We start from the raw sequence: 16198 nt of genomic DNA, 5'->3' as shown, positions 1-16198 counted from the left end.
TGGCACAAACGACTTAGTCCCCTCCGTCCCCTTTCTGCAGCAGCCGGGCCAGGTCATCGCGGAACAGGCGATAGGCCTTCTCGCGGCGTACGTCATCGCCTTGCCGCAGCACCCACGCCGGGTGCACGGTGGCGTAGCCGCGGGTGCCATCCTCCAGTGTGTGCCAGCGTCCACGGTCGCGCGACAGATTGAAGTCACGGCCAAATACCGAGGCTGCCGCGGTTGCGCCCAGGCAGACGATGACCTGCGGCCGCACCCGCGCGATCTCGCCCATCAGCCACGGCCGGCAGGCCTGGATGTGGCGGCTTTCCGGACGCTTGTGCAGCCGGGTCCTGCCGCGGCGCTCATGGTGGAAGTGCTTCACCGCGTTGGTGAGGTACAACGTGGCGCGATCGATACCCAGCTCGGCCAGGGCGCGGTCCAGCAGCTGCCCGGCCGGGCCGGCGAAGGGCTGGCCACGCAGATCCTCGGTATCGCCAGGCTGTTCCCCCACCAGCATCACGCCGGCATCGGCCGGCCCCTGGCCGAACACGGTCTGCGTGGTGCTCTCCCACAGTGGGCACTGGCGGCAGGCGCTGGCCTGTTGCCGCAGATTCTGCAGGCTGCGGGTATCGGTGGCCGATATCGCCGCGTCTTCACGCATGGGAATCCTGCGCTGCGGAGGCTGCGCGGGGCGATCATGCATTTCCTGCACGCGATCGCCTGCATCGCGCACCAGGCGCGGCAGCAACTGCGCCTCCGGCAGATGCCGCCAGTACCTGGCCGGCATCTCCTGCATCATCATCCGCGTATTGAGCCGGGCCGGATTGAAGATGCTGGCGTAGTAGGTCTGCCACAGGGCCTCCCGCGCATCCTCGGCCGGAGCGTCCTCACGCCGTGCCCCTGGGCCAAAGGCAAGCGCCTGCCCATCCCACGCGACGCTGCGCGAGGGTGTCAGGATGGCCCAGCGCATGCCGGTGAAGCGACGCGCGAAGAACGGTGCCACCCGATCGACGATGTGGTGCTGGGGTTCGAACCACGCGATGAACGCCTCGGGCTGGCCCGGAACCTCGCGAAAGCGCACGAATGCCTTGATCTTGTGCGTGTCACGGCGGACGGCCTGGGCCAGTGCCATCGCACTCAGCACATCGGCATCGGCGGGGTTGGTCAGCACCGCACGTTCGCCATGGGTGATCCGCCACAGCAGCCGATACAGAAGTGACAGGCGCTGCGGCTCGCTATGGCACAGGCAGGTGGCGGCCAGGTCGAGGAATTCGCGCGGGACGTTGGGAGCGGTTGCACCTGCCGGCGCCGCTGCCTGCTGCACCAGCGGCGCATCCAGCAGCGACGCTTCGCTGCCTTCGAGCCAGTCCAGCTGCTCGGGCGACACGCCGCGCAGCAACGCATCACGCGCGCCGTCGCGCCAGGCCTGCAGTGACCAGGCCGGGTCCACCCGCTGCGACCAGCGCTGCGCGTCAGGCTGCCGGCGGTGCATCGAACAGCGATCCCTGGCGCGGAGGCGGGGCCAGCTGCGCACGCAGCGCGGCCGGATCATCCAGCGCCTTGCGCGGGTGATGGTCGGCCAGCAGCACGAACGGCAGCAGCTTGCTCATCGGTGCCTTCAGGCGGGCGATGTCGGCTACGCGCAGGCGCCCATGACGGCGCGCCATCAGCACGCGCTTTGCATTGCGCACGCCCAGGCCGGGCACCCGCAGCAGCATTTCCTTCGGGGCACGGTTCAGATCGACCGGAAAGCGTTCGGGATGGCGGATCGCCCAGGCCATCTTCGGATCGATATCCAGATCGAGCATCCCGCCTTGCGTGGTGTCGGTGATCTCGTCCACGCCATAGCCATAGAAGCGCAACAGCCAGTCGGCCTGGTACAGCCGGTGCTCGCGCTGCAGCGGCGGGGGTTGCAGGGGCAGTTGCCGGCTGGCATCGGGAATCGGGCTGAACGCGGAGTAGTAGACCCGGCGCATGCGGTAGTTGCCGTACAGGCTGTCGGCGCTGGTCAGGATCTGCTGGTCACTGGCGCCATCGGCACCCACGATCATCTGTGTGCTCTGGCCTGCCGGTGCGAAACGCGGCGGCTTCGGCCGCGCGCTGCGGGTGACTGCCGGTGCCAGCACGGCCGGTGCCTTGCGCGCCTCCCTGGCTTCCTCGATCCGCCAGCGCAGCTCGCCCATCGCGCCACGGATCGAGTGCACGGTCTTCTCCGGCGCCAGTGCACTCAGGCCGGCCTCGGTGGGCAGCTCCACGTTGATGGACAGGCGGTCGGCGTGGCGCCCGGCACTGGCCAGCAGCTCGGGCGAGGCTTCGGGAATGGTCTTGAGGTGGATGTAGCCGGCGAATCGATGTTCCTCGCGCAGCCGCCGGGCGACCTCCACCATCTGTTCCATCGTGTAATCGGCATTGCGGATGATGCCGCTGGAGAGGAACAGCCCTTCGATGTAGTTGCGCTTGTAGAAATCCAGGGTGAGCGTGACCACCTCGTCCACGCTGAAACGCGCGCGGGCCACGTTGCTGGAAACGCGGTTCACGCAATAGGCACAGTCGTAGACGCAGAAGTTGGTCAGCAGGATCTTCAGCAGCGATACGCAGCGGCCATCCGGCGTATAGCTGTGGCAGATGCCCATGCCTTCGGTGCTGCCGATGCCGCCGCTGGCACGCGAATCACGCTTCCCCGAGCCGCTGGAGGCGCAGGACGCATCGTATTTGGCGGCATCGGCGAGGATGGCCAGCTTGCGGATGGTTTCCATTGAGGAAACCTACGGACGGGAGGTCTCATCGGATGAGACACCTCCTGAACCCTTCAGAAAAAGGGGACGGAGGGAATCAAGTCGTAAGTGCATTTACGACTTGATTCCCTCCGTCCCCTTTTTCTAGAAGCCGTGGGTGATGCTGGGTGCGCCGGCCGAGAAATCCGCGTACGGGTCGTGTTCGCCGCTGCTGCCTTCGGACAGGCGGAACTTCAGCGCAAGGCCATCGCGTGAGTCGGCCGCGCGCAGCGCCTCCTCCTGATCGATGACGCCGGCCTTGGCCAGCCGGAACAGGCACTGGTCGAAGCTCTCCATACCTTCTTCCAGCGAGCCTTCCATCGCCGCCTTGATCTCGTGCACCTGGCCGCGACGCAGCAGGTCGCGGATCATCGGCGTGTTGATCAGCACCTCGGTGGCCGGCAGGCGGCGACCCTCCTTGTTCTTCACCAGGCGCTGGCTGATCACCGCACGCAGGTTCAGCGCCAGGTTCATCAGCACGTTCTTGTGCGCGCTTTCCGGGAAGAAGTTGAGGATGCGCTCGATGGTCTGGTCGGCGTTGTTGGAGTGCAGGGTGGCCAGGCACAGGTGGCCGGTTTCGGCGAAGGCGATCGCCGCCTCCATCGTCTCCGCATCCAGGATCTCGCCGATCAGGATCACGTCCGGCGCTTCACGCATGGCGTTCTTCAACGCGTTGTGGAAGGCATGGGTGTCCAGCCCGACCTCGCGCTGGTTGACGATCGACATCTTGTGCTTGTGCAGGTACTCGATCGGGTCCTCGATGGTGAGGATGTGCCCGGTGGTGGTGCTGTTGCGGTGGTCGATCATCGACGCCAGCGAGGTGGACTTGCCCGAGCCGGTGGACCCCACCACCAGCACCAGCCCGCGCGGGGTCATGATGACGTCCTTCAGCACCTGCGGCAGGTTCAGCTCCTCGATGCTCGGGATGCGGCTGCGGATGGCGCGGATGACCATGCCGACCTCGCCCCGCTGCTTGAACACGTTGACGCGGAAGCGCCCGGCATCGGGCAGGGCGATGGCCATGTTGAGCTCCAGCTCGCGCTCGAACTGCGGCACCTGGCCTTCATCCATCAGCGAGTAGGCGATCTTCTTGACCATGCCCGGCGGCAGGCCGGTATTGCCCAGCGGATAGAGCTTCCCCTCGATCTTGATGTAGACCGGTGCCCCGGTGGTCAGAAACATGTCCGAAGCGTTCTTTTCGGTCATCAGCTTCAGGAAGTAGCCGATATCCATTGCGAATTTTCCCCAACGAAACGGCCGACGCCCGTTGCCAGCACGGTGTCGGCTTGACGACAATGGCCGTGAACCGACAACCGGTACGGCCTCCCCAATGAAACGACTTAGCTTCGCACGAATGCGCCATGGCCTGTATGTGATGGCGTTTGCATTCGCACTGTCTGCCCCCGCCTGGGCGCAGGACGCCGCGCTGGAACTGGCGCAGGCCCGGCAGGCGGTGGACAAGGCCACCCAGGCCGATGCCGACCAGTACGCCCCGGACCTGATCGGGCTGGCCCGCCAGGGGCTGGAGCAGGCCCAGCGCGCCGCCGGCGACCGCCGCGAGCGCAAGAACGCCCCGGCGATGGCCCTGCGTGCCGCCGCCGACGCCGACCTGGCCCGCGTCCGCAGCGAGGAAGCCACCGTCACCGCACAGCTGCAGCTGCGCCGCAACGAGGTCAACCAGCTGCAACGCCAGCTGTCGACCGGGGAGGACCGCCGGTGAAGCCGATGACTGCCGCAACCCTGGCCGCGCTGCTGGCGCTGCCGACCCTGGCCGTGGCCGCCGACAACCCGATGGTGGCGCAGCTGAGCCAGCGCCTGATGGCCATCCAGGCCAACCCCGACACCGCTGAGCTGGGCGCGTTCGAGCGCATGCAGGCCCAGCAGGCGATCGCCACCCTGGACAAGGCCAAGCGCCGCGACCAGGAACTGGCCACCTATCTGGCCGAGCGCCGGGTGGAGATCGCCGAGACCGCCGTGCGTACCGCGATGGCCGCGCGTGAGGTCGACCGCCTGGAACGTACCCGCAGCGATCTGCTGATCGAGGCCAGCCGCCGCGATGCGGCCCGCGCCCGCCAGGAAGCCGAGCAGCTGCGCATGCAGGCGCAGATGCAGGCCGAGGAGGCCGAGCGCCTGCGCCAGGCCGCCGAGGCCGAGACCCTGGCCCGCCAGGATGCCGAGAATGCGTTGACCAGCGTGGCCGGCAAGCAGCAGCAGCGCCTCAGCGCCGCCCAGCAGAACGCCGCCAAGCTGGCCCGCGAGGAAGCCGAGCTGGTGTCCGGGCAGAAGCTGCCGGGCTCGAAGTTCGATGGCCGTGGCGAAGTCTTCACCTTCAATGGCGACGCGTTCGCCGCCGGCGCCTCCAGCCTGTCCGGTGGGGCCCGCAACCAGGCCAAGGCGCTGGCCGAGTACCTGAACATCGGCAAGAAGGGCCGCCTGCGCATCGAGGCCTACGACAATGCCAATGGCGTGGGCCAGAAGCGTGCCGAAGCGCTGCGCGACGCCCTGGTCGCAGCCGGGGTCGCCAGCAACCGGATCCAGGTCAGCGGCAAGAAGGCGGCCTCCACCCGGGCGCGCTCGGCCGAGGTCATCATCGCCCCGTAATTGATTGATATTGTTTGTTTTTCGTTGCGATGAGCATTCAGCCTGAACCCCGCCCCGGCGGGGTTCGGTCTTTTTGACGCAGGGGCTTGAACCCCGCCCGGAGCAGGCGTAGGGTCAATCGTCCGGGACGCAATGCCGCGGACCGGACGATGGGAGGGCCGGGCCGATGCAAGCAGGGTGCGAACCGCAGCAGATCGACGTGCGCAGGCCAGTGCCGCAGGTCGTTGCAGGCGTCCAGGTGGCCATCGACCGGCACTCCTCCATGAACAACGCCCCGTGCCTTGCGGCCGGGGCGTTCGTGTATCTGTCGAAGGAGGTCCATCATGTTTGAAGATCAGCCCCAGAGCGAGATCGACGCACGTCGCGCGCGTGATCCGGAGTTCAGGGCACTCCATGACCAGCACCGCAAGTTGAACAAGAAGTGCATGGACGCGGAGTTGGGCGTACTCCCGATCGATGATGTCACCCTGGGTCGCATGAAGCGCGAGAAGCTGCTGGCCAAGCAACGACTTCTGCGAATGTACGAAACACCGCTCCCGATGACGTCCCCCACGCTTTGACGCACCCCGTCGCGCCCGGAACGGCGTGACCCCGGCCAGTGATGGCCCCGCCGGGCGCTCCTGCCCCGGCATCGCGGCACCGCCGATGAGGCGGCCGCGCCAAGGCACCACAGGCGGTGGTGCCTTGGCCTGCAGGCACAACTCACCGATGCGGGTGGTACCGGTCTCCTCGTCGATCCGGGGCCGCCCGCATCTCTTTCGGGGTGGGCGGCCGGGTAGGCCGATTCCGACCTGACATTTCAACGTCATCCAGCGGATAATCATCGGTCCTGCCCCGTGCGGCGCGAACCGACAGCCCCCGAATGCCCATCCATTCTTCCGTCCTCGAACTCATCGGCCAGACCCCGATCGTCAAGGCCCAGCGCCTGGACACCGGCGTCTGCGAGCTCTATCTGAAGCTCGAGAGCGCCAACCCGGGCGGATCGATCAAGGATCGCATCGGCCTGTCGATGATCGAAGCGGCGGAACAGCGTGGGGATCTGAAGCCGGGCGCGACCCTGGTCGAGGGCACGGCCGGCAACACCGGCCTGGGCCTGGCGCTGGTCGCCCAGCAGAAGGGCTATAAGCTGATCCTGGTCGTTCCCGACAAGATGAGCCGCGAGAAGATCTTCAACCTGAAGGCGATGGGCGCCGAAGTGCGCCTGACCCGCTCGGACGTGGCCAAGGGACACCCCGAGTACTACCAGGACCTGGCCAAGACCATCGCCGAGCAGACCCCGGGCGCCTACTTCATCAACCAGTTCGGCAACCCGGACAACCCGGCCGCGCACGAATTCGGCACCGGCCCGGAGATCCTCGAGCAGATGGGCGGCGATCTGGACGCCATCGTGTTCGGCTGCGGCAGCTCCGGCACCATGACCGGCCTGTCGCGCGCGTTCGCCAAGCTGTCGCCGAAGACCGAACTGGTGCTGGCCGATCCGGTCGGCTCGATCCTGGCCGAGTACATCAATGAGGGCAACCTCAACGACAAGTCGGGCAGCTGGCTGGTGGAAGGCATCGGCGAGGACTTCCTGCCGTCGATCTCCGATTTCAGCCGTGTCACCAAGGCCTATGCCATCAGCGACGCCGAGAGCTTCCACACCGCGCGCGAACTGCTGGGCAAAGAAGGCATTCTCGGTGGCTCGTCCACCGGCACCCTGCTGGCCGCCGGCTTGAAGTACTGCCGCGAGCAGACCACGCCGAAGAAGGTGCTGGTGCTGGTGCCGGATACCGGCAACAAGTACCTGTCGAAGATGTACAACGACTACTGGATGCTGGACAACGGCTTCCTGCAGCGCCCGCAGCACGGCGACCTGCGCGACCTGATCCTGCGCCCGTACGGCCAGCGTGACACCGTGGTGATCGGCCCGAACGACCTGCTGACCACCGCCTACCAGCGCATGAAGCTGTACGACGTTTCGCAGCTGCCGGTGATGGACGGCGACCAGCTGGTCGGCATCGTCGATGAAAGCGACGTGCTACTGCATGTCTATGGTGATGAAGCGCGCTTCCGCGACACCGTCGCCACTGCGATGGTCAGCAAGCTGGACCGGCTGGACGTGAAATCGCCGATCGAGGCCCTGCTGCCGGTGTTCGACCGTGGCCAGGTGGCGATCGTGATGGATGGCAACAGCTTCCTGGGCCTGATCACCCGCATCGACCTGCTGAACTATCTGCGCCGTCGCGTGCAGTAGGGCGAAGATCCCTGCAGATCGTCACAGATCGCCACTGAATTCAGGTTTATCTGCGTCAAAGGTCATTAAGGCCCCGCTGGTAGACTCCCGATCCTTTGACGGCGCCGCAGGTCGGCGCCATTCAGGAAACGACATGTCCAACTCCTCTTCGACCGACCGTGCGCTGGCCCTGGCCACCCTGGCCATCCACGGCGGCCAGTCGCCGGACCCGAGCACCGGCGCAGTGATGCCGCCGATCTATGCCACCTCGACCTACGCCCAGTCCAGCCCGGGCGAGCACCAGGGTTTCGAGTACTCGCGTACCCACAACCCGACCCGCTTCGCCTACGAGCGTTGCGTGGCGTCGCTGGAAGGCGGCACCCGCGGCTTCGCCTTCGCCTCGGGCATGGCGGCCAGCTCCACCGTGATCGAACTGCTGGATGCCGGCAGCCACGTGGTGGCGATGGATGACATCTACGGGGGCAGCTTCCGCCTGTTCGAGCGCGTGCGTCGGCGCACCGCCGGGCTGGATTTCAGCTTCGTCGACCTGACCGACCTGGCTGCGTTCGAGGCATCGATCACGTCGAAGACGAAGATGGTCTGGATCGAGACCCCGACCAACCCGATGCTGAAGATCGTCGACATCGCCGCGGTCGCCGCCATCGCCAAGCGCCATGGCCTGATCGTGGTGGTGGACAACACCTTTGCTTCGCCGATGCTGCAGCGCCCGCTGGACCTGGGTGCCGACCTGGTCCTGCATTCGGCCACCAAGTACCTCAACGGCCACTCGGACATGGTCGGTGGCATGGTGGTGGTTGGCGACAACGCCGAACTGGCCGAGCAGATGGCCTTCCTGCAGAACTCGGTGGGGGGCGTGCAGGGTCCGTTCGACAGCTTCCTGGCCCTGCGTGGCTTGAAGACCCTGCCGCTGCGCATGAAGGCGCACTGTGCCAACGCGCTGGCGCTGGCGCAGTGGCTGGAAAAGCACCCGGCGGTGGAGAAGGTGATCTACCCGGGCCTGCCGTCGCATCCGCAGCACGAACTCGCCGGCAAGCAGATGGCCGGCTACGGCGGTATCGTTTCGATCGTGCTCAAGGGCGGTTTCGAGGCGGCCAAGCGTTTCTGCGAGAAGACCGAGCTGTTCACCCTGGCCGAGTCGCTGGGCGGCGTGGAGAGCCTGGTCAACCACCCGGCGGTGATGACCCACGCCTCGATCCCGGTCGCGCGCCGCGAACAGCTGGGCATCAGTGATGCGCTGGTGCGGTTGAGCGTGGGTGTTGAAGAGCTGGGGGATCTGCAGGTGGATCTGGAACGGGCGTTGGGTTGAGTGGCCGCGCCCCAGTTATGTGCGGACCTGTCCATTACAGATTCGAGAGGCACCTGAGTCCATGACAATGCTCAAGGTGCTGATGTGGATCTACCAACGGCCGATGGTGCGAGGGCTGGCACGCCTATTGCTGCCCAGATCTGTCCGCTTGAACGCCATGCATCGAGCTGCGCTGAAGGCCAGCGAGAACACGCGGTTTGTCCGGACGCCAAACTGGAAAGTGGAGTTGCCGCCAGTTGGATTGCAGAATTTGCCCGGCGAAAGCCGGCATGGAGAGCGCGCGGGCATCAATGTGTTCGGCTATCTTCGTGGGCAGTTCGGTCTGGCGGAAAGTGCTCGATACTATGCTCGGGCACTGATGGAGGCGGGAACGCCTGTGGCTCTGGTCGATCTCGAGCTCGATCTGCCTCATGGATGGCAAGACGACAGCCTCCAGCAGCAGCTTGGAGAGGTGGCGCCCTATCCCGTGAGCCTTATTTTCGTGAACCCGGACTACTTCGAGGAGGCCCTCCAGAAGATTGGTCCGGAGCGACTCAAGCACAAGCACCTCATCGCTTGCTGGTTCTGGGAGCTTGAGACCATTCCCTCCAGTTGGCTGCCTGTGATCGAGCGGGTCGACGAGATTCTTGTTGCATCGGAGTTCGTTGCGGGCGCGTTCAGACGTGTAACGTCCAAGCCGGTGCTTTGCGTGCCGTTACCGGTTGGCGGTCCAAGAACAAGTGAGCTCACTCGCGCGGACTTCGGCCTCGAAGAAGATTCGTTCATCTTCCTTTGCACCTTCGATTTCAACTCCTGGATTGCACGCAAGAACCCGCAGGCAGCTATCGATGCTTTCAAACTGGCCTTCCCTGATGATCCATCAGTACGACTTCTTCTTAAGACCATCAATGGGCATCGGCATGTGGAGGCCTTCCAGCGATTCCTGGATCAGGCCCGGTCCGATCCTCGCATCCTGGTCCGCGACGATCTGATTGATGGCGCGCATGTTGGCGCACTGCAACGCTGTTGCGACGTCTATGTCTCCTTGCACCGGGCAGAAGGATTCGGACTTGGCATGGCTGAGTCGATGTGGCTTGGCAAGCCTGTCATGGCAACTGGATGGTCGGGCAACATGGAGTTCATGGACGCTGGATCTGCAGCGCTTGTCGACTACAGGTTGGAGATGGTGGGCGAGGGAGAATATCCACATGAGGCTGGCGATCGGTGGGCAACTGCTGATGTACGGGACGCGGCGCGTCATATGCGCCGATTGATGGATGATCCAGACCTTCGTCATGAACTCGCGAAGGCGGGATCTGCCAAGGTTCATCACGTTCTATCGCCGCAGCGGTGTGCGTCCCTGATCAACGCGAGGATCGCGGAAGTAATGTCTGGAAAAGAGAAGCCTGACGGAGGTTGTGGCAATGCGTGAAACATTTGCGGCTATTTGGGCGTATCGCTACTTCATCGCGTCGTCGATAAAGAACGAACTCCGGCTGCGCTTTGTTCGCAGTAAGCTGGGAGGGCTTTGGATGATCATTCATCCTTTGGTCCAAGTGCTCATCTTTGCCTTGATACTTAGCGAAGTGCTGGCGGCCAAGCTTCCTGGCGTGGACAACAAGTTTGCATATGCGCTGTATCTGCTTTCAGGAATACTGTGCTGGACGCTCTTCTCGGAAACACTTGGGAAGTTCACCAGCTTGTTTGTGGATAATGGAAATCTTCTGCGCAAAATGGCGTTTCCAAGAATCTGCCTGCCCATAATTGCTGGCGGGTCAATGCTGGTCAACAATCTATTGTTGATGGCGGCAATATTCGGAGTCTTCCTGTGCCTGGGTCACATGCCTGGTTCGCAAGCCTGGTGGTTGCCAGTGCTGATTCTCATTACAGTGAGTCTTTCCATGGCAGTGGGCATGCTGTTGGGCGTGATGAATGTCTTCATGCGTGATATAGGGCAGATTGTCCCCGTTTTTCTGCAGGCGTTCTTCTGGCTCACGCCGATTGTCTATAGTGTTGCGATCCTGCCAGATCGCTATCGGGATCTTTTCAAGTTCAACCCGCTATACCCGTTGGTTACCAGTTACCAGAACGTTCTTGTATTCAATAGGCCGCCGCTTTGGGGGGACCTGGCTGGACTCGTTCTTGCAACGGTAGCCGTCGCCTGCGTCGCACTCGCTGTTTTCCGTCGTGCCAGTGCTGAAATGGTGGATTCGCTATGAGTGGGCAGCTGAAGGTTGAAAAGGTAGGCAAGGCATATCGCGAGTGGGGTTCAGAATGGGCCCGCGTGCTTTCGTGGTTCGGTTTTCCTACCCTGGCCAGATCCGAGCATTGGGTTCTACGGGATATCGGTTTCTCGGTAGGCCCAGGAGAGGCGGTTGGGATCATCGGTCAGAACGGCGCGGGTAAGAGCACCCTTCTGAAAATGATTACCGGTACGACTCGTCCTACCGAGGGGGCGATTCATCTTCAGGGTAGAGTGGCCGCGATTCTTGAGCTTGGCATGGGGTTCAATGTCGAATTGACTGGTCGCCAGAATGCCAGGCATGCGGCTGGGCTCATGGGGTATCCGATTGATGAGATCGAAAGGGCCCTCCCGGCGATCGAGGAATTCGCCGAGATCGGATCCTACTTTGATGAACCGGTACGAACCTACTCCAGTGGTATGCAGATGCGCGTGGCATTCAGTGTAGCCACGGCCTTTCGTCCGGATATGCTTATCGTTGACGAAGCGCTTTCTGTCGGCGATGCGTACTTCATTCATAAGTGCTTCCAGCGGATCCGGGAGTTCCGTGAGGCTGGAACGACGCTGCTGTTCGTTTCCCATGATCCCACTGCTGTCCAGTCACTTTGCGATCGTGCTGTGCTGCTCGATCAAGGAAAGCTTGTGCTCGACGGTGAGCCTCAGCAGGTTTTCGATTACTACAACGCCTTGATCGCCGAAAAGGAGAACAGCACCGTCCGCTCTGAGTCCAATGCGGAGGGGCGCGTTGTGACAGAGTCCGGGACAGGTGAGGCCGTGATCGAGGAATTGAAACTGCTGGACGAAACCGGTAGAGCGATTGAGTATGTGCTGGTAGGGCAGGAGGTGGTACTTCGTGCCGAGGTTGTCATCAATGAAGACATTGATCAGCTCGTTTTCGGATACATGATCCGGGATCGCTTGGGACAGGCGATTTTTGGAACGAATACTCATTACACTGAACAACCCCTCGCGAACCTTCGAAAGGGGGAGCGCGTGGCTTTTGATGTTGCCTTCAATGCAGGGCTGGGAACTGGCTCCTACTCGATATCTGTAGCGCTGTCGAGTACCGAAACGCACCTGGTCAAGAACTACCAGTGGCGTGATCTGGCAATGGTGTTCACCGTGGCCAATGCCGATCGACCGACCTTCGTTGGAAGTGCTTGGATCCCGCCTGCAATTACGATCACCAAACAGTTGACGCTACTGCGTTGATGGTGGAGAAGCTTTTTACATGACTGACACTGAGAACCAGCCCCTTGATCCCGTCCGGCTCATGAATGCGATACGCATGGAAGTCGCTGTGCCCGGGCGAGCTGTCACCGAAGAAGATGTGCCTGAGAGCATGACGATCGAGGAGATTATCGCTCGCATCTCGACGGCCGCGCCTTCGCCGGCTCGTAAGCTCAGTTTTGATCGGCGCCGCCATGCGGTTGCCAAGGTTGCTGCAGAGCAGCGAATCCGCACCCTTCCTCGCAAGGAAAGCTACTCTGCAGCCGAGATCTACTCGTTCTATGATGTAGAGTTTATTCATGCAGCCTACATGGCAGCGCTTGGGCGTGCGCCTGATCCAGGTGGAGAGAAGTACTACCTCGGGTTGCTGCGAGCCGGGACGCTGTCCAAGGTTGATATTCTTGGCGTACTTCGCTGGTCAGCGGAGGGACGAAGCCACAATGTGCCGATCCGTGGCTTGTGGCTGCCGTATCAGATTGGCCGGGTCAGCCGGCGGCGCATCGTCGGCCCAGTGGTCCGTTGGTCGCACGCGTTGTTGGGAATCTCCCGGATCAAATTCCAGCTCCGCATGCACGACAATGCACGCGCTCTCGAATCCATACAGATGCAGCGGGAGCTCGCTGATATCAGCGCGCGCCTGCGCACGCTTGACGATGCTTCCGGACAGACCAGTACGCTTTCAAGCAGGACAGACAGCCTTGAGAATGACCACGTTTCAAGAGACGAGTACATTCGTCTCGAGGCTACCCATGCAGGATTGAAGCGTGCGTATGATCTGCTGAGCGGGCGCGTTGCCGAGATGGAGCGCTCTCAGGATCTGTTGAATGTGCGTCTTGTTGAGGCACATCGGTTGCATGATCTGGTGCTTGGGCGGGTTTCCGAGCTGGAACGTTCGCAGGGCCTGATGAGTGTTCGTCTTGCTGAGGCACATCAGGAACATGAGCTGGTGATCGGGCGCCTCGTCGAGGCGGAGCTCTCGCTTGACCTGATCAATGGGCACGTTGCCGAGGCGAATGCATTGCATGAGCTGGCATCCGGTCGGCTTGTGGAACTGGAGCAGGGGCAGCAGCTCATCAAAGGACAGCATGCCGACGCGGAGCATTCCCATGGTCTTCTGGAAAAGCGCACCGGCGAGGTGGAGCAGTTGTATGACTCGGTGGCCGCGCGTCTAGGTGAGATGGCCCGAGCGCTGCAGGTGATCGGTCAGCAGAGCGAAGCCCGAGCCAGCCAGGAGCTGTCGACCAGCCCGGAACAGCTTTCCGCAGGGATATCAGATCAAGTATATGCTGCGTTCGAAGACGCGTTCCGCGGAAGCCGTGAGAGCCTTCTTCGCAAGGTCGAGCCCTACAACGCCTGGATGAAGGAGTGTGGCGCAGGTTCCAGTGATGGCCCCATCCTCGATATTGGTTGTGGGCGAGGCGAATGGCTTGAGCTGGTCCGTGAGAACCAGTGGGTAGGTCGCGGCATCGATCTCAACAAGAGCTTCGTTGACCATTGCAGATCGCTTGGTCTCGACGTAGCACAGGGCGACGCCATTGCGCTCCTTCGTGAGATTCCCGACGGTTCAATTGGGGCTGTCACGTCCATGCACTTGGTCGAGCATCTGCCCTATGAAGTTGCAATCGCCTTGATTGATGAATCCCTGCGGGTACTGAGGCCGGGGGGTAGTCTGATCCTGGAGACGCCCAATCCGGAGAACCTGATGGTAGGCGCGCATTGGTTCTATCTTGATCCTACGCACCGGAATCCGATTCCTCCGGCGAGCCTCGCCTGGCTTGTCAAGCAGCGAGGATTCCAAGAGGCCAGAATCGAGCGTCTCACGTACGGACGTGAGATGGACGTGCCCACTCCCCTTGAAGGCGACGATGCCACCAGCAATGTCGTCAATTTCCTGCTCAAGCAAGTATCGTTTCCTGCCGACTACGCGATTGTCGGTCGGAAGGCTGCGATATGACCTCATCCATCAAACGACTTCTGGTGACAGGAAGCTCTGGGTTTGTCGGGGGGCACGTGATCACTGCCGCTGCGCAGGGAGTCTTTGGCGACGTCGTCGTTCAGGCCTTGCCGCGCTCGGTCGATCTTCGAGATGCCGCTTCGGTTGCAGCCGCAGTGCTGGAGCTCAAGCCGGATCTCGTGCTGCATCTTGCCGGGCAGAGCTTCGTTCCGCGATCGTTCGATGATCCTGCAGAAACCATAGAGATCAACCTGCTAGGCACCCTCAATCTGTTGCTTGCGCTGAGGGCCGCAGCATTCAATGGCCGGATGGTCTACGTCAGTTCTGGCGATGTCTATGGGCAGGTTGCCGAGGTGGATTTGCCGGTAGACGAAAGGACAATCCCGCACCCGCGAAGCCCCTACGGCGTCAGCAAGATTTCCGCTGAGCAATTGTGTCTGCAATGGCACCGTACCGAGGGGCTGGACGTTATGATTGCGCGTCCCTTCAATCACATCGGCCCCGGACAATCTGCGAGCTTCGTTGTCCCTTCGCTCGCACGTCAGGTCGTGGAGATCAGAGACGGAGAGCGAAGCGCCGTGATCGAGGCCGGGGATATTGATGTCACCCGCGACTTCACCGATGTCCGGGACGTGGTGGCGGCCTATGCGGCAATGTTGTCCGCGGGGCGTTCTGGGGCAACGTATGTGGTCGGGTCGGGGCGGGAGCGCACGGTCAGATCATTGCTGGAGATGCTGCTGGCACAGGCAGGTGTAGTTGCCGAAGTGCGGCAGGACCCAAAGAGGATGCGGCCCTCGGAGCAGCGACGGATGTGGTCGTCTCCGGAGTTGCTAAGGATACATACCGGCTGGATGCCCAGGATTCCGGTAGAGACGACACTTGAACAGATACTAATGGACGTAAGGACGAAATAATGACCCATAAGAATGCTCTTATCACCGGGATCACCGGCCAGGATGGCGCCTACCTGTCGCAGTTGCTCCTTTCCAAGGGATACAACGTGCACGGCGTGCTGGCGCGCCGCAGTACCGATACGCTTTGGCGCTTGCGTGAACTCGGTATCGCCTCCGACGTCGTGCTTCACGACGGCGACCTCACCGATCTTTCGTCGATGATCCGTGCGATGCAGAGTTCAGGCGCAGCCGAGGTCTACAACCTGGCTGCCCAGAGCTTTGTCGGTTCGTCCTGGCAGCAGCCTATCCTGACTGCCCAGGTCGATGGTGTCGGCGCGCTGAATGTTCTGGAGGCTGTGCGCATCGTCAATCCGGAAGCTCACTTCTACCAAGCATCAACCAGTGAGATGTTTGGCCTGATTCAGGCCGAGAAGCAGAGCGAGACGACGCCGTTCTATCCGCGTAGTCCTTACGGTGTCGCCAAGCTCATGGCGCATTGGGCAACGGTGAACTATCGCGAGAGCTTCGGCCTGCATGCTTCCAGCGGTATCCTTTTCAACCATGAATCACCGCTGCGCGGCATCGAGTTCGTAACCCGCAAGGTCACCGACGCTGTTGCCAGGATCAAGCTTGGCAAACAGAAGGAGCTGCGTTTGGGCAACATTGATGCCAAGCGTGACTGGGGCTTTGCCGGCGACTACGTCGAAGCAATGTGGCTGATGACGCAGCAGCCAAAGGGAGACGATTATGTCGTCGCAACCGGCATGACCACCACGGTGCGCGAGATGTGCCGGATTGCTTTCGAACATGTGGGTCTGCAGGCCGAGGATCACCTCGTAATTGACGAGAAGTTCTTCCGCCCTGCGGAAGTCGATGTGCTGTTGGGAAATCCGGACAAGGCCAAAGAGAAGCTGGGCTGGTCGCCGAAGACCTCATTGCAGGAACTGATCTGCATGATGGTCGACGCCGATCTGCGGCGCGTCAGGGACGGCGGAACTCGATAA

At 62.3% G+C, this 16198-nt stretch carries 14 protein-coding genes; 11 read left to right on the top strand and 3 right to left on the bottom strand.

What is annotated here, in order from left to right; all coding sequences use genetic code 11:
* Window positions 1-13 precede the first annotated feature (13 nt).
* From N5C18_RS10450 to N5C18_RS10440, 3 genes are all read right to left on the bottom strand, one after another.
* Entirely contained in the window at window positions 14-1474 is a 1461-nt protein-coding gene (locus N5C18_RS10450) for a UdgX family uracil-DNA binding protein (RefSeq protein WP_279944474.1), read from the bottom strand.
* Complete coding sequence (locus tag N5C18_RS10445; protein ID WP_279944473.1) at window positions 1455-2738, bottom strand: putative DNA modification/repair radical SAM protein; 1284 nt, start codon at window positions 2736-2738, stop codon at window positions 1455-1457. Before N5C18_RS10445 ends, N5C18_RS10450 begins: the two co-directional genes overlap by 20 nt.
* A 123-nt stretch (window positions 2739-2861) precedes the next feature.
* Window positions 2862-3989 (bottom strand): PilT/PilU family type 4a pilus ATPase, encoded by a 1128-nt coding sequence (locus N5C18_RS10440; RefSeq protein WP_004154068.1) that lies wholly within the window; start codon window positions 3987-3989, stop codon window positions 2862-2864.
* Window positions 3990-4110: 121 nt separating this feature from the next.
* Between N5C18_RS10440 and N5C18_RS10435 the strand changes: the two genes are divergently transcribed.
* The 11 genes from N5C18_RS10435 (at window position 4111) to gmd (ending at window position 16198) form a co-directional block, all read left to right on the top strand.
* Window positions 4111-4476 carry a DUF4398 domain-containing protein gene (locus tag N5C18_RS10435; protein ID WP_005415160.1) on the top strand — a complete coding sequence of 122 codons (366 nt, stop codon included), beginning with the start codon at window positions 4111-4113 and terminating at the stop codon, window positions 4474-4476.
* The gene (locus N5C18_RS10430) at window positions 4473-5357 is read left to right on the top strand and encodes an OmpA family protein (protein WP_080281838.1); all 885 of its coding nucleotides are present in this window, start codon (window positions 4473-4475) and stop codon (window positions 5355-5357) included. Before N5C18_RS10435 ends, N5C18_RS10430 begins: the two co-directional genes overlap by 4 nt.
* A gap of 323 nt (window positions 5358-5680) precedes the next feature.
* Window positions 5681-5917 carry a YdcH family protein gene (locus N5C18_RS10425; protein WP_004154075.1) on the top strand — a complete coding sequence of 79 codons (237 nt, stop codon included), beginning with the start codon at window positions 5681-5683 and terminating at the stop codon, window positions 5915-5917.
* Window positions 5918-6219: 302 nt separating this feature from the next.
* The gene (locus tag N5C18_RS10420; RefSeq protein WP_004154078.1) at window positions 6220-7590 is read left to right on the top strand and encodes a pyridoxal-phosphate dependent enzyme; all 1371 of its coding nucleotides are present in this window, start codon (window positions 6220-6222) and stop codon (window positions 7588-7590) included.
* Window positions 7591-7723: 133 nt separating this feature from the next.
* On the top strand, window positions 7724-8896 hold the full coding sequence (locus N5C18_RS10415) for a cystathionine gamma-synthase (RefSeq protein WP_049459266.1): 1173 nt from the start codon (window positions 7724-7726) through the stop codon (window positions 8894-8896).
* A gap of 67 nt (window positions 8897-8963) precedes the next feature.
* On the top strand, window positions 8964-10307 hold the full coding sequence (locus N5C18_RS10410) for a glycosyltransferase family 4 protein (protein ID WP_049459270.1): 1344 nt from the start codon (window positions 8964-8966) through the stop codon (window positions 10305-10307).
* The gene (locus N5C18_RS10405) at window positions 10300-11094 is read left to right on the top strand and encodes an ABC transporter permease (RefSeq protein ID WP_049446229.1); all 795 of its coding nucleotides are present in this window, start codon (window positions 10300-10302) and stop codon (window positions 11092-11094) included. Before N5C18_RS10410 ends, N5C18_RS10405 begins: the two co-directional genes overlap by 8 nt.
* The gene (locus N5C18_RS10400; protein ID WP_279944472.1) at window positions 11091-12329 is read left to right on the top strand and encodes an ABC transporter ATP-binding protein; all 1239 of its coding nucleotides are present in this window, start codon (window positions 11091-11093) and stop codon (window positions 12327-12329) included. The genes N5C18_RS10405 and N5C18_RS10400 overlap by 4 nt, the downstream gene beginning before the upstream one ends.
* 19 nt (window positions 12330-12348) lie before the next feature.
* A complete protein-coding gene (locus N5C18_RS10395) occupies window positions 12349-14301 on the top strand; it encodes a methyltransferase domain-containing protein (RefSeq protein WP_053508789.1) in 1953 nt (650 codons plus the stop codon).
* Window positions 14298-15215, top strand: coding sequence for a GDP-mannose 4,6-dehydratase (locus N5C18_RS10390; RefSeq protein ID WP_049459264.1), 918 nt, complete (start codon window positions 14298-14300; stop codon window positions 15213-15215). Before N5C18_RS10395 ends, N5C18_RS10390 begins: the two co-directional genes overlap by 4 nt.
* A complete protein-coding gene (gene gmd, locus N5C18_RS10385; protein WP_049446224.1) occupies window positions 15215-16198 on the top strand; it encodes a GDP-mannose 4,6-dehydratase in 984 nt (327 codons plus the stop codon). Before N5C18_RS10390 ends, gmd begins: the two co-directional genes overlap by 1 nt.

It is taken from the genome of Stenotrophomonas sp. GD03930 (genome assembly GCF_029839665.1).
Lineage (GTDB): Bacteria > Pseudomonadota > Gammaproteobacteria > Xanthomonadales > Xanthomonadaceae > Stenotrophomonas > Stenotrophomonas forensis.
This window is presented reverse-complemented; position numbering and strand designations above follow the sequence as displayed.